The organism is Novosphingobium sp. ERN07, from assembly GCF_012641335.1.
Taxonomy (GTDB): domain Bacteria; phylum Pseudomonadota; class Alphaproteobacteria; order Sphingomonadales; family Sphingomonadaceae; genus Novosphingobium.
Genome location: NZ_JABAID010000015.1, coordinates 74,459 through 87,794, shown reverse-complemented (window position 1 = coordinate 87,794; position 13,336 = coordinate 74,459). Strand labels below are relative to the sequence as shown.

General features: G+C 60.3%; 15 protein-coding genes. 13 read left to right on the top strand and 2 right to left on the bottom strand.

Annotated elements, in window-relative coordinates:
• The first annotated feature begins 140 nt into the window (after positions 1-140).
• The gene (locus HGI47_RS16955; protein ID WP_168853960.1) at positions 141-611 is read left to right on the top strand and encodes a MarR family winged helix-turn-helix transcriptional regulator; all 471 of its coding nucleotides are present in this window, start codon (positions 141-143) and stop codon (positions 609-611) included.
• Positions 612-618: 7 nt separating this feature from the next.
• On the opposite strand, the gene queF is transcribed toward HGI47_RS16955, so the two are convergent.
• A complete protein-coding gene (queF, locus tag HGI47_RS16950) occupies positions 619-1,071 on the bottom strand; it encodes a preQ(1) synthase (protein WP_168853959.1) in 453 nt (150 codons plus the stop codon).
• Between the two features lie 265 nt (positions 1,072-1,336).
• Positions 1,337-1,651 (bottom strand): hypothetical protein, encoded by a 315-nt coding sequence (locus tag HGI47_RS16945; protein WP_168853958.1) that lies wholly within the window; start codon positions 1,649-1,651, stop codon positions 1,337-1,339.
• Between the two features lie 49 nt (positions 1,652-1,700).
• On the opposite strand from HGI47_RS16945, the gene HGI47_RS16940 reads away from it, so the two are divergent.
• The 12 genes from HGI47_RS16940 to HGI47_RS16885 all read left to right on the top strand — a co-directional run bounded on the left by HGI47_RS16940 (position 1,701) and on the right by HGI47_RS16885 (position 13,336).
• Entirely contained in the window at positions 1,701-2,327 is a 627-nt protein-coding gene (locus HGI47_RS16940; protein WP_168853957.1) for a hypothetical protein, read from the top strand.
• A gap of 136 nt (positions 2,328-2,463) precedes the next feature.
• Positions 2,464-3,306: a 3-mercaptopyruvate sulfurtransferase gene (gene sseA, locus HGI47_RS16935; RefSeq protein ID WP_168853956.1), complete on the top strand. Its 843-nt coding sequence runs from the start codon at positions 2,464-2,466 to the stop codon at positions 3,304-3,306.
• Positions 3,307-3,439: 133 nt separating this feature from the next.
• Positions 3,440-4,195, top strand: coding sequence for a hypothetical protein (locus HGI47_RS16930; protein ID WP_168853955.1), 756 nt, complete (start codon positions 3,440-3,442; stop codon positions 4,193-4,195).
• 261 nt (positions 4,196-4,456) lie between these two features.
• Positions 4,457-5,701 (top strand): cystathionine beta-lyase, encoded by a 1,245-nt coding sequence (gene metC / locus HGI47_RS16925; protein WP_168853954.1) that lies wholly within the window; start codon positions 4,457-4,459, stop codon positions 5,699-5,701.
• A complete protein-coding gene (locus tag HGI47_RS16920) occupies positions 5,698-6,633 on the top strand; it encodes a mechanosensitive ion channel family protein (RefSeq protein ID WP_370521777.1) in 936 nt (311 codons plus the stop codon). The genes metC and HGI47_RS16920 overlap by 4 nt, the downstream gene beginning before the upstream one ends.
• Positions 6,634-6,702: 69 nt before the next feature.
• Positions 6,703-7,473 (top strand): uroporphyrinogen-III C-methyltransferase, encoded by a 771-nt coding sequence (gene cobA, locus HGI47_RS16915; protein ID WP_168853952.1) that lies wholly within the window; start codon positions 6,703-6,705, stop codon positions 7,471-7,473.
• Complete coding sequence (locus tag HGI47_RS16910; protein ID WP_168853951.1) at positions 7,470-7,766, top strand: DUF2849 domain-containing protein; 297 nt, start codon at positions 7,470-7,472, stop codon at positions 7,764-7,766. The genes cobA and HGI47_RS16910 overlap by 4 nt, the downstream gene beginning before the upstream one ends.
• Position 7,767: 1 nt before the next feature.
• Positions 7,768-9,420 carry a nitrite/sulfite reductase gene (locus HGI47_RS16905; RefSeq protein WP_168853950.1) on the top strand — a complete coding sequence of 551 codons (1,653 nt, stop codon included), beginning with the start codon at positions 7,768-7,770 and terminating at the stop codon, positions 9,418-9,420.
• Positions 9,413-9,844, top strand: coding sequence for a DUF934 domain-containing protein (locus tag HGI47_RS16900; protein WP_168853949.1), 432 nt, complete (start codon positions 9,413-9,415; stop codon positions 9,842-9,844). The genes HGI47_RS16905 and HGI47_RS16900 overlap by 8 nt, the downstream gene beginning before the upstream one ends.
• A gap of 24 nt (positions 9,845-9,868) precedes the next feature.
• A complete protein-coding gene (locus HGI47_RS16895; protein WP_240950249.1) occupies positions 9,869-10,696 on the top strand; it encodes a phosphoadenylyl-sulfate reductase in 828 nt (275 codons plus the stop codon).
• A gap of 65 nt (positions 10,697-10,761) precedes the next feature.
• Positions 10,762-12,165 carry a DASS family sodium-coupled anion symporter gene (locus HGI47_RS16890; protein WP_168853965.1) on the top strand — a complete coding sequence of 468 codons (1,404 nt, stop codon included), beginning with the start codon at positions 10,762-10,764 and terminating at the stop codon, positions 12,163-12,165.
• A gap of 70 nt (positions 12,166-12,235) precedes the next feature.
• Entirely contained in the window at positions 12,236-13,336 is a 1,101-nt protein-coding gene (locus HGI47_RS16885; RefSeq protein ID WP_168853948.1) for a TrkA family potassium uptake protein, read from the top strand.

Below are 13,336 nucleotides of genomic sequence, written 5' to 3'. Positions count from 1 at the left end.
CGCTTTTCCCGAGGTTACAGGCTACCACGCGAGTCTGTGGCTGAAGCCAGTATCCGACTGAAGTCGGAGGGGTTCCTCCTTGCTAGAGGACTCTAAATTCGCAGTCATGCTCCTGGCGGGACAGGATCTGGACGCACAGTATGGAAAGCGAAGACCGGAGTAAGCTGGAAGCAATCGCAACCTTGCTTCTCGATATGTTGCGCAGCGACACGGTCAAGCCTGCTTACGAGCGAACACCGTCCGCTGAACAGCTTATTGCAATGGCAAAAGCCAAGATTTCAGCCCGACGGCGACGGCAGGAGCTATTTCCTGGTATCCAGGTGGCCGACCCAGCCTGGGATCTCCTGCTGGAGCTTTACGTCAATTCTGTAGAAGGTCGCCAGATTTCCGTGACTGGCCTGGGACTTGGCGCGAATGTGCCGGGTGCAACGGTGCTGCGCTGGCTATCCTTGTTTCAGGAAGCAGGGCTTATCGTACGCGAACCCGATTCGCTGGACCGTCGGCGTATCTGGGTACGATTGACCGCGCTGGGAGTTGATCGGGTGGCAAAGGGAATTGCGGCCTCGGAAATCCCGCCCAGCGCCATCTACCGCCCATCACTGGCGGCCTGAAACCCGCTCAACCGCGGCCGCGGTACGAAGCAACTCCTTGATCTGGCAACCAAAGTCCCGCGGGCGGCGCGCCGCTCTGCCAAAACACATCGATAGGGATTCCGCCGCGCGGATACCAATATCCGCCGATGCGCAGCCATTGCGGCGTCATTTCATCGAACAGACGTTGGCCGATGCCAACGGTCACATCCTCGTGGAAGCCTGCATGGTTGCGGAACGAGCCGAGGAACAGCTTCAAAGCCTTTGATTCCACGATGGTTTCGCCCGGCGCGTAATCGATCACCAGGTGCGCGAAATCAGGCTGGCCGGTGACGGGGCAGAGCGAGGTGAATTCGGGTGCGGCGAAGCGGATCATGTAGAGCGTGCCGGGGCGTGGATTGGGCACGTAATCCAGTACTGCCGCTTCAGGAGAAGCTGGCAAGCTGCTGTTTTGTCCGAGGAAAAGGGGTGTCTTCGTCATGTTTTCGCCTGCATTTCCGAAGTGCACCTAGATGCACCTAGATGCACCAAGCCGCACCTGAATGCGCTTGAACTGTGCACAACCGCCCTGCCCCATGCACCTGTCGCACGCGCGGAGCAAGTGGCCGGATCGGGCAGGCCGGTTCAGCCGCGATTAAACCGCAGGCCCTCTTTCCAACCAACATGATGTACTGGACGGGGCTGCCACTTTTCACGACGATCCTTCTCACCGCGCTGCCTGCCGCCGCGCAGGATGCAGAAAGTTATCAGCTACCCCCAGCATCCGCGCCGACGCCCACGGCGCAAGGCCCCGTCGTCCCCGACGCGCCGCCGCCCCGTCCGGCCCAAACCGCCGAAGCCGCTCCGACAGAACCTGCGCCCGCCGCTTCGCCCCCACCGTCGCCAACGCCAACAATAACGCTGCCCCCAGCCCCTGCACCAAGCGCCACGGCGCGGCCTGCGCCGCGTGCGCCTGCCGCCGCCTCGCCGTCACCGCTGCCGGAACCGGAAAGCACGCCTGCGCCGATTGCGAGCAGCCCCCCGCCCGCACCCGCGCCGACATTTGCACCTGCTTCACCCATTGGATCATCTGAAAACGAAAGCAATTTATGGCCGTGGCTGCTGGGCGCGATGGCGCTTGCTGCGCTGGGCGGACTGGCACTGGTGCTACTACGGCGGCGTAAGAAGGCTTTGCCCGAACCAAGATTCACGCCGCCCAAATTGCCGGAAACCACCCCGCCTCTTGCTACCCCGCCGGTCGCCGCTGTCGCGCCGGTGCTGGTGTTGCAACTCGATGCCGTGCGAATGAACGCCAGCCTGATCAACGCCACCTTATCCTACCGCATGTTGCTGACAGCGGGAGCCGATCTCGGCCCGGTGAACGTTCGCGCAGATATGATCGCCGCCCATGCATCGCGCCCAGCCGAGGAGCAGCTTGGCGCAAGCGATGCGCCGGTGCTGCATCGGTTGACAGGCCTTGCCGCTGGAGAAACGGCAGTGCTGGAAGGCGACGTGCGCCTTCCGATGAGCGCGATCACCCCGATCCGCCACGGCGGGGCAGCGCTGTTCGTGCCGCTGCTGCGAATCGCGGTTGAAGCCGCCGGTACCGCCCCGCCGCTTCGCCTGCGAAGTGCTTTCGTGATCGGGCTGGATGAAGGCGCAGCGGGCGGCAGATTGCAGCCTTTCCGGCTGGACCAAGGCCCGCGCAGCTATGGCCAAGTGAGCCATCGCGAATTGACTGTGCCGCAGTTTGCCTGACGCAACAGGCACCGAAAACAGATGTCATTTAATCCTATTTTTTCATGGTGACGCACGTCACACCTGAGTCTAGTCTGCTGCACGTGCGAACTCGCAAAGACGGGTCGTGCAAAGCAGGCAGGAGTTTTGAGACCCTATGGATTCGCTGGTTTCCACCCAGTGGCTCGCTGACGAAATCGGCGCGAGCGACTTGCGCATTGTCGACGCTACGGCTTTTTTGCCGGAACATGGCCGCGTGCCGCAATTGGAATACGAAGCCTGCCATATCCCCGGCGCGGTGTTCATGGATCTGGCCGACCTGACCGACAAGACATCGCCGGTACCCAACACGCTGCCGCCGGCGGAAAAATTTGCCAGCCGAATGCAGGCACTGGGCCTTGGCGATGGCAGCCGCATCGTGATCTATGACGACAGCCCGATCAAATCCGCCACGCGCGCATGGTTCATGCTGACCCTGTTCGGCGCGCAGAACGTAGCCTTGCTGGATGGCGGCATCGCCAAATGGAAAGCAGAGGGGCGCAAATGCGCGCAAGGCACCGAAAGCCTGCGCCAACGGCACTTCACCGTATGGTCTGACGACAGCCATGTGCGCAGCAAAGCCGATGTCCTCGCCAACCTGAAAAGCCTTGCAGAACAGGTGGTTGATGCCCGCGGGGCGGGCCGCTTTACCGGTGATGTGCCCGAAACGAACCCGGCGCTGGCCAGCGGCCACATCCCCGGCGCGCGCAACCTGCCCTATTCCAGCCTGTTCAACCCCGATGGCAGGTGGAAAGCGCCTGACGCGATAAAGGCGCTGTTCGAAGCCGCAGGCGTAGACCTTTCGCGCCCGCTGATTTCTTCGTGCGGATCGGGGATGACGGCCAACGTCCTGATCTTCGCCGCGCACCTGATCGGCAAGGAAGACGTTTCGCTTTACGATGGATCGTGGAGCGAGTGGGGACTGGACCCGGAGACGCCTAAGGCGGTTGGGGTGGAGTGAGAGTTTGGACGCAGATACCCATTGAGAACGAGTTAAATTATCACTTTCGCAGTGAACAATAATTCTGCAGATAATGCGCCCCACGTCCCTTATTTGGCATTTTTCTGCATCCGTGAAACCAAGAAGAGAACTGATGCAAAATCCGATTATTATCATCGATGAAAAATCCTGGCTTCGCTCCTTCCCCATATGCATAGAACCCGAATTTAAATTAATTGTAGATTATATTATATATTCCTCAGATGCCATCTGCTATTGTATCAATTCAATTGTGAACAATTTGAAGTATATTTCAATAGAAAATAATAAAAATAATTATATTACACCAACTTTTTTATATTGCTGGTCTCTAATAGATGAAATATATTCATTTTATAAAATTTTGAAGTTTTATGAGAAGAAAATGGGAGGCTGCGGACCTATTGCTAAAAGCTTAATTGATGATATGAATGACTTTATATTTCTCAGAAATAGATTTCGTCATTTTAACGATCAAATTAGAAATATTGCTAATTCTAAATCTAAGGACGCGCTTATAGGAAGTGTTTCATGGATAGCTTGGCCCAATCCAGAAGAGCCAAAATTTCGGAGCTATGCATTGCGGCTGGGCCTTCTTCACGGAGGAGAGAAAATCCCGATTGTAAATCCGTCAGGTTTAAAAATAATTGGCCCAATTTCACACATATCGTTCAGCGCATATGGAAGAACTGTTGCATTTTTGGATATTATTGAAAAAATTTCAGAATGGATTCAAAAAAATTTTGATAAAGTTAAAGAAGATATAAGTAAGAAAATAATTGATCTTTCAAATATCAATGGAATTAATGAAGGCGAATTTTGGAAGTCTAGTGGGTCTGCGCATTTGATGTGTTTAGAATTTTCATCATAAAATTGACATTTCGCATTATGATGCGGACTCTGCATTATTTCATATCCGTTAAAATCTTAGATGGCTTAAGATTTTTCTATTCAACCGTAGTCATGTCAAATAACGTCAGCGAACTCGTCGCATAATGAATTGCGCACGTGGTTTTTTGCTCGATTTCCGCCTTCGCGGGAATAACGAAGAAGGGGTAAGTTGGCAGGCGTTGCATAGCCTGCACACCTACCCCCATGACTCCCGCCCCTTCCCTCTGCTATCGCTCCACGCATGAGCAGTTCTGATGATTTTGACGCCCTCGGCCCCGCGACGCGCGGGGTACTGGCGGGACGGCGTAAAGGGTGGACGGGGACGCCGGAGCATCCCGGCGCGGTGGTCAATCCGGCGGTTTGGCGGGCTTCTACGCATCTTTATTCCGATATGGCCGCGCTGAGGGCGCATCCGGCTAATGAGGATGGGCGGTTCTACTATGGGCGGCGCGGGGGGCCTACGCAGTGGGCTTTGGCTGAGGCGCTGACGCAACTGGAGCCGGGCGCTTCTGGGACTGTGCTTTATCCTTCCGGGGTGGCTGCGATTGCGGGGGTTCTCCTCACCGTGTTGCGGCCGGGCGATGTGCTGTTGATGACCGACAATGCCTATGAGCCGAGCCGGGCGATGGGGCGAGGGTTGCTGCGGGATTTCGGGGTGGAGACGCGGTGGTTTGATCCTACCGACATGGCCTCGTTCGATGCGGCTTGTTGCGAGCGGACGCGGTGCGTTTTGCTGGAAAGCCCCGGCAGTTTGACGATGGAAGTGCAGGATGTGCCCGCGTTGGCGGCAGCGGCGAAGGCGCGCGGGATCGTGTCTGTACTGGATAACACCTGGGCATCGCCACTGGGCTTTGCCGCGCTGGCGCATGGCGTGGATATCAGCGTGATGAGCCTGACCAAGCATGTTTCGGGGCATTCGGACTGCATGATGGGCAGCGCGAGTGCGGGGCCGGAATGGTATCGCAAGTTGCGGCTGCGTGCGCAGGGATTGGGCAATGTGGTTTCGCCCGATGACGCCTCGCTGATGCTGCGCGGGCTTCGCACGATGAAAGTGCGGCTGGAGGCGGAGACGGCTTCGGCGCTGGCGATTGCGCAGTGGCTGGATGGGCGGCCCGAGGTGGCGCGGGTGCTGTGTCCGATGCTGCCGGGATCGCCGGGGCATGAGCTTTGGCAGCGGGACTTTAGCGGCGGGTGCGGGCTGTTCAGCTTCGTGCTGAAGGGCGGGACGAGCGCGGCGCGCGATGCCTTGATCGATGGGCTGGAGCTGTTCGGCATCGGGTATTCGTGGGGCGGATTTGAAAGCCTTGCCACGCCGGTCGATCCTGCCAGCATCCGCACGGCGAGCGCGTGGCCGCTGGCGGGGATGGATGCTGCCGACCAGTTTGGCGTTCGGCTTTCCATCGGGCTGGAGGATACTGCTGACCTGATCGCGGATCTGGAGCGCGGGCTGGCGGTTTGGGCGGCGGCCCTGGGGGAGCAGGCGTGAACGAATTCCGCAAACAGGTGGCGGAAGTGATCCGCCTGCTCAACGAGATTGGTTTTGATATCGGGACGTACCACATCTCGGTCTGGGGTGCGCTGCGCATTCTGATCGTCGTGGCGCTGGTGCTGGCGTTTGCGCGGCTGGGAAGCCGGTTGGCGAAGCGGCTGTTCCGGCGGATCGACAGTCTGGACGGTGCGCAGCAGTTGCTGGGCGAGAAGCTGGTGTCCATCGCGGTATGGGCGATTGCCATCCTTGTGGGCATCGATGTGCTGGGGATCAGCCTGACGGCGCTGACGGTGTTTTCAGGCGCGTTCGGGCTGGCCATCGGTTTCGGGTTGCAGAAGACGTTCGGCAACCTGATCGCGGGGATCATTCTGCTGATGGACCGATCCATCAAGCCGGGCGACGTGATCGCGGTGGCCGATGGCAAGGGCAATTCGTTTGGCGAGGTGAAGCGGATCGGCATCCGCGCGGTTTCGGTGACCACGCGCGATAACCGCGAATATCTGATTCCGAATGAAAACCTGATGACGCAGCAGGTGGAGAACTGGTCCTATTCCTCGCGCGAAGTGGCGATCAACATTCCCATCGGCGTCGCCTATGGCAGCGATCTGGATCTGGTGCAGAAGCTGCTGCTGGAAGCGATATCCTCTACACCGCGCGTATTGCCCTTCCCTTCGCCGGGTGTGCTGCTGAGCGGGTTCGGGCCAAGCAGCATCGACATGACGATGGTGGTGTGGATCGACGATCCCGAAGGCGGCGTGGGCAATGTGCGGTCGGACGTGCTGTGGCGGGTGTGGCGGCTGTTTGGCGAGCATGGCGTGCAGATCCCTTTTCCGCAGCAGGACGTGAACCTGAAGGATAGCGAAGGTTTGCGCGCGCTGGCCGAGGCGGTGGGGAAGCGCGGGACGGCTGGGGAGCAATCGGGCGGCTAAAGCTGATCTAGGCGGGGGGCAAAGCATTCTCGCTGGCAGGTTGCGCCACCCGCGCCCATCTGCGCTGTCATGAGCAATCCCTCTTCAAGAGTCGGAACCGTGTTTCTGGTGGGCGCTGGTCCGGGCGATGCGGACCTGTTGACGCTGCGTGCGGCGCGGCTGGTGATGAATGCGCGCGTGCTGGTGCACGATGGGCTGGTCGATCCTTCGATTCTGGCGATGGCACCACAGGGTTGCCGGATGATCTCGGTGGCCAAGCAGCGCTCGCGCCACACGATGCGACAGGAAGAGATCAACGCCCTGCTGGTGCGCGAGGCTTTGTCCGGAAACGACGTGGTGCGGCTGAAAGGTGGCGATCCGTTCGTGTTCGGGCGCGGCGGCGAAGAGGCTGAGGACTGCTTTGCGGCAGGTGTGCCGGTGCAGGTTGTGCCGGGGATCAGCGCGGCGATGGGGGCGGCGGCTTCGGCCATGATCCCCCTCACCCACCGCGATGCCGCCAGCATCGTTACGTTTGTGGCCGGGCAGTGCAAGGGGCTGACCGACCAGAACTGGGCGGGCCTTGCCGGGGTTGGCAGGACGCTGGTTATCTATATGGGCGTCGCCACCGCAGACGCGATTGCCGAAAAGCTGATGGCCGACGGGCTTGCGCCCGATATGCCAGTGGCGGTGATCGAAAACGCAGCGCGGCCGCAGATGCGCGTGCTGCGCGGGCAACTGGCGGCGCTGGGCGCGGTGGTTGCGGACAACAAGGTCAAGAGCCCTGCCCTCATCGTAATCGGTGACGTGGCAGGCCGGGGAGACATGATGGAATTGAAGCGAGTATTGGAGGTCGTGAAGTGAAGATCATCACCGGAAGTGATCTGCGCACCGGAGACGTGATCTGGTGGACCGGCGAAGGCTGGTCGCGCCATGTCAACGATGCGGTTGAAGCGGGCGAACATGCCGAGGCGATCATCGCGCGCGAAAACGCCAAGCAGATCGTCACTGACACGCAAGTGATCGAAGCAACCGTGACCGACGAAGGCGTGCGCCCGGCGCACATCAAGGACCGCATCCGGGCGCTTGGCCCTACGGTCCGCCTCGACCTTTCCCTCAAGCCTGCCGATCCTGCGGCGGGGAACTGGGTGATCTGAGATGTATCAGTACGACAGCTATGACCAGTCGATGGTCGATGCCCGCGTGGCCGAGTTCCGCGATCAGGTGGAGCGCCGCCTGGCCGGGGACATCACCGAGGACCAGTTCAAGCCGCTGCGCCTGAAGAACGGCCTCTACCTGCAGCTTCACGCCTATATGCTGCGCGTGGCCGTGCCCTATGGCACGCTGAACAGCCGCCAGATGCGCATGCTGGGCGATATCGCGGACAAGTATGACCGCGGCTATGGCCACTTCACCACGCGCCAGAACATCCAGTACAACTGGATCAAGCTGCAGGATGCGCCGGATATTCTGGCCGATCTGGCCTCGGTCGAGATGCATGCGATCCAGACCAGCGGCAACTGCATCCGCAACACCACGTCCGACCAGTTCGCGGGCGCTGCGGCTGACGAGCTGGTCGATCCGCGCCCCTATGCCGAACTGCTGCGCCAGTGGTCGACCTTCCACCCGGAATTCGATTACCTGCCGCGCAAGTTCAAGATCGCGATCATCGGTTCGGAGACAGACCGCGCGGCGATGAAGTTGCACGACATCGGCATCCAGCTGGTGAAGAACGATGCGGGCGAAATCGGCTGCAAGTTCTATGTCGGCGGCGGCATGGGCCGCACACCGATGATCGCACCGGTGATCGGCGATTTCGTGCCGCCGCTTCAGATGATTTCCTATCTGGAAGCGTGCCTGCGCGTCTATAACCGCTATGGCCGCCGCGACAACAAGTACAAGGCGCGCATCAAGATCTTGGTCCACGAAATTGGCGCGGACGAATACCGCCGTCAGGTGGAAGAAGAGTTTGCGCACATTTTGACGCTGGGGCTTGAACCGCCCGCAGAGGAACTGGAGCGGATCAAGGGCTTCTTCGAACAGCCGGGCTTCGAGGCTGGCGCTTCGGACGATCTGGACCTTTCGGACCCCGATTTCGCACTGTGGGTGGACCAGAACGTTCACGCCCACAAGCAGCCGGGCTATGCCATCGTCAACATCAGCCTGAAGCCGGTTGGCGGCATTCCGGGCGATGCGACGGCTGATCAGATCCGCCTGATGGCCGATCTGGCGCTGGAATATTCGTTCGACGAACTGCGCGTGACGCACGCGCAGAACATCGTGCTGCCGCACGTGCGCAAGGCTGATCTCTACACCATCTGGCAGAAGCTGGACGCGGCGGATCTGTCAGCGGCAAACCTTGACCTGATCGGTGATATCATCGCCTGCCCTGGTCTGGACTATTGCAGCCTTGCCAATGCGCGTTCGATCCCGGTGGCTCAGAAGATTTCCGAGCGGTTCGCAGACCTTGGCCGCCAGCGCGAACTGGGCGAGCTGAAGCTGAAGATCTCGGGCTGCATCAATGCCTGCGGGCACCACCATGCGGGCCACATCGGCATCCTTGGTGTCGACCGCAAGGGCGTGGAAAACTACCAGCTTCTGTTGGGCGGATGCGAAGGCGCGGACACCTCGCTTGGCACGATCACCGGCCCCGGCTTCAACGAGGACGGCATCGTGGATGCGGTGGAAAAGGCCACCAACGTCTATCTCGCACAGCGCGACGAAGGGGAGCGTTTCGTCGATACCTATCGCCGCATCGGCATGGCCCCGTTCAAGGAGGCGATCTATGCCAAGGAGACTGCAAATGGTTGAGCAGAACCTTCGCTATCGCAGCGATGAACCGGTGAGCGATCCTGCCGTGACGGTGGATGCCTTTGCCGACCAGAACAATGCCACTGCGGTGCGGATCGAGCCGGGTGATGATGCCCGCGCGCTGCTGCCGCATCTCGACCGGCTGGCGTTGGTGGAAGTGAACTTCCCTGCCTATACCGACGGGCGCGGCTATTCGGCAGCGCGTATTCTGCGCGAGCATGGCTATGCCGGTGAACTGCGCGCCGTGGGTGGTGTGCTGCTGGACCAGCTTTCGCACATGCGCCGCTGCGGGTTTGACAGCTTTGCTCCGAACCAGGCCATCAGCGCCGAAGCCGCTGAAAAGGCCTTCGCGACCTGGCCCGAAGTTTACCAGAAGACCGTCGATGGGCGCCCGGCAATCTGGGCGAAGCGCCACCCCGCTTGAGCCTGCGGGACTAAGGATTGAAGCATGGACAGGACGCCGAGTTCTATGGTTGCCAATCGCAAGATCGACCTGATCGACACGCGCCCGCGCTTTACCGAGACGGACGCCATTCGCCTGAACAACCTGTTCCGGGGAAGCGACACGCAGGAAATGCTGCGTTCGGTGATCCGTGATGGGCTGGCGGGCGACCTTGCAGTGGTTTCGAGCTTTGGCGCAGAAAGTGCTGTCCTGCTTCACCTTATTGCCGAAGTTGATCCTTCGGTGCCGGTGCTGTTCCTTGAAACCGGAAAGCACTTTGCCGAAACCGTGGCCTATCGTGACGAGCTGATCGGTTTTCTGGGGATGACCAATCTCCAGATCATCGAACCGGACGCCGACGTGATAGCCAAGAAGGACGAGAACGGCCTTCGCTGGTCGTGGGATCCCGACGGCTGCTGCGAAATCCGCAAGGTGGAGCCGCTGGCCAAGGCGCTGCTGCATTTCGATGCTTCGCTGACGGGGCGCAAAGGTTTCCAGTCCAAGACCCGTGCAGGCCTGCCACGCTTCGAGATCGATCATTCGGATGCGCAGGGACGATTGAAGATCAATCCGCTGGCTTCGTGGGACAAGTCTGCGCTTGAGGGTTATTTCGCGCAGTACGGGCTTCCGGCTCATCCGCTGGTGGCGCAAGGCTATCCCTCGATCGGCTGCGCCCCCTGCACCAGCAAGGTTGCGCCGGGTGAAGACCCGCGCTCTGGCCGCTGGAAAGGCTGGGACAAGACCGAGTGTGGCATTCACCAGCCGACAGATGGTGTTGCCAGCGATGGCAAACCGGGCGATGAATTGCCGCCGGGATACGAACCGGTTTTCTGAATTTGCCAGCCATACAATGGCTCTGCTAGTCCCGAGACAAGGGTTTGGGGAGCGGGTTGTTGGCAGTGGATGCGCGCAGAATCGGGCTTTGGGCGGGGCCAATCGGCTTTGCTATTACGCAGTTGATTGCAGCGCCTGCGGGAATGCCCGATGCTGGCTGGAGCGCTGCTGGGCTGGTCTGGTGGATGGCGGCTTGGTGGATGACCGAGGCGCTGCCGCTTTCGGCCACGGCACTGCTCCCGTTTCTGGTGCTACCGCTGACGGGCGTAGCCGATGCCAACAAGACAGCCGCTGCCTATTACTCGCCGATCATCTTCCTGTTCGTGGGCGGTGCGTTTCTGGCGCTTGCCATTGAGCGAACCGGCCTGCACCGGCGGCTTGCACTCTTCATCATGGGACTGGCAGGCGCTAAGCCGTGGCAGTTGCTGATGGGCGTGATGATGGCGACGGCCGTGCTTTCAAGCTTCATTTCGAACACCTCGACCGCGCTGATCATGATGCCGATGGCAATTGCCATGCTGCGCGCGGGCGGTGTGGAGGAAGGCGAGACCAGTGGCATGGCTGGCGCCTTGCCGATGGGCATTGCCTTTGCAGCTTCCATCGGCGGACTTGCCACGCTGATCGGCACGCCGACCAACGCGATTGCGGCGGGCCTGATCGAAACCGCGCTGGGCACGCGCGTGACTTTTCTGCAATGGGCGCTCTATGGCGTGCCCATTGCCTTGCTGGCGGTGCCAATGGCCGGGTGGATCATCGCGCGAGTGCAGAACCTGCATGCTGACAGCTTCGACCCGGCGGCCGCGCGGGCGGCAATTGGTCATACGGCGCAATGGAGCATCCCGGAACGCCGACTGGTGCCGGTTGTGGTGCTGGCGTTTCTTGCTTGGGTGTTCCAGCCCGTGCTGGAAGGCTGGTTTCCTGAAGGTGGTTTCACCGATGGCACCGTTGCTGCCGTTGCGGGGCTGGTCCTCTTCGTGTTGCCCGACGGCACGGGACGGCCCATGCTGAACTGGCCCGAAGCGAACCGCGCGCCGTGGGACGTGGTGCTGATGTTCGGCGGCGGGCTTGCGATGGCGATGGGCATGACATCAAGTGGATTGACCAAGTGGATGGGGGAGATGCTGCTCCCCCTCGCCCACGTGCCATTACCGGTCGTGGCGCTGGTGCTTGTGGCCTTTGTGGTTCTGGTGACGGAGTTTGCCAGCAACATAGCAGCGGCAAGCGGGATCATGCCGGTTGTGGCGGCGCTGGTGGGAGCATTGGGGGCCGATCCGATCCTGCTGGCCCTGCCCGCTGCCTTTGCCGCGACATGGGGCTTCATGCTCCCAGCGGGCACCGGCCCCAATGCGCTGGCTTGGGCGACCGGACATTGCTCGATGCGGGCAATGGTGAAGGCAGGCTTTGCACTGGACGTTGCGGGCGTGTTCCTGCTTGTTGGCGTGGTCTGGGTGGTTAGCGCGCTGATCTGATCACAAGGGCGGAACCCCTTATGGACAAGCAGCCCCTGCGCTTCCTAAAGTGCTGCCCGAAGGGGCCGGGATGGAACGGGATAGTGACGCTTCTGCGCTGACGCAGGGGGCGAACTCGGTATTGGGTTCGCCGCTTCGACTTTTGACCGGCACACTGATCTTCGTGGTGGCGGTCTTCGTCATTTCCACTTGCGGATTTGTAATTGCAGGCTGGCCGATGAGCGATGCCGCCTACATGGTTCTGCTGACGATCTTCTCGGTCGGCTATGGCGAAATCCGCCCCGTTGACACGATCTTTCTGCGCTGGTGGACGAGCGGCACGATCATGCTGGGCTGTACCGGCATGATCGTGCTGACCGGTGCGCTGGTGCAGGTTTTCACCCTTTTTCAATTCCGTCGCCTGCTGGGACTGGATCGCATGTTGACCGAAATCGAAAAGTTGGAAGGCCACGTCATCATCTGCGGCTACGGCCGCATCGGCGTGCAACTGGCCAAAGCCATGACCGAGGCGAAACGGCCATTCTTGATCCTTGAACGAGACCACACCAAAGCGGAAGATGCCAAGGCACAAGGCTTTTTGTGCATGGTGGGCGAAGCCACACACGAGGAAACGCTGAAGGCTGCCGGAATTGCGCGGGCCAAGGTGCTGGCGACGGTCCTGCCCGATGATGCCGCCAACGTGTTCATCACGCTATCAGCGCGTAATCTGAACCCGGCAATCGAGATCATCGCGCGCGGTGAGGCTCCGACGACCGAGAACAAGCTGTTCCATGCAGGCGCGGACAAAGTGGTGATGCCGACGCACATCGGGGCGGAACGGATCGTGGAGATGATCCTCTATCCGGCAACTGACCAGCTTGACGATATTGGCGCGGTGCGGCGCAATCTCCACGACTTCGGGCTGGATATCGAAATGGTGGAAGTGCTGTCCGACAGCGCCCTGACCGGAGAGACGGTGGGCGAAGCCGAACGTCGGGGCAACGGCGCGTTCTTCGTGGTGCAGATCGACCGTGCTAACGGCCAGTCAATCCAGCATCCGGGCGAAGACGTAACGCTCGAGTCGGGTGACAAGGTGATGCTGGTGGTGCGCGGCAGCAGGCTTTCGGCCGGCGCAGTGTTCAGCGCGGCAAAGGCCCCAGTGAAGCACGGGCGAACCTTCGTGAAGGCATAA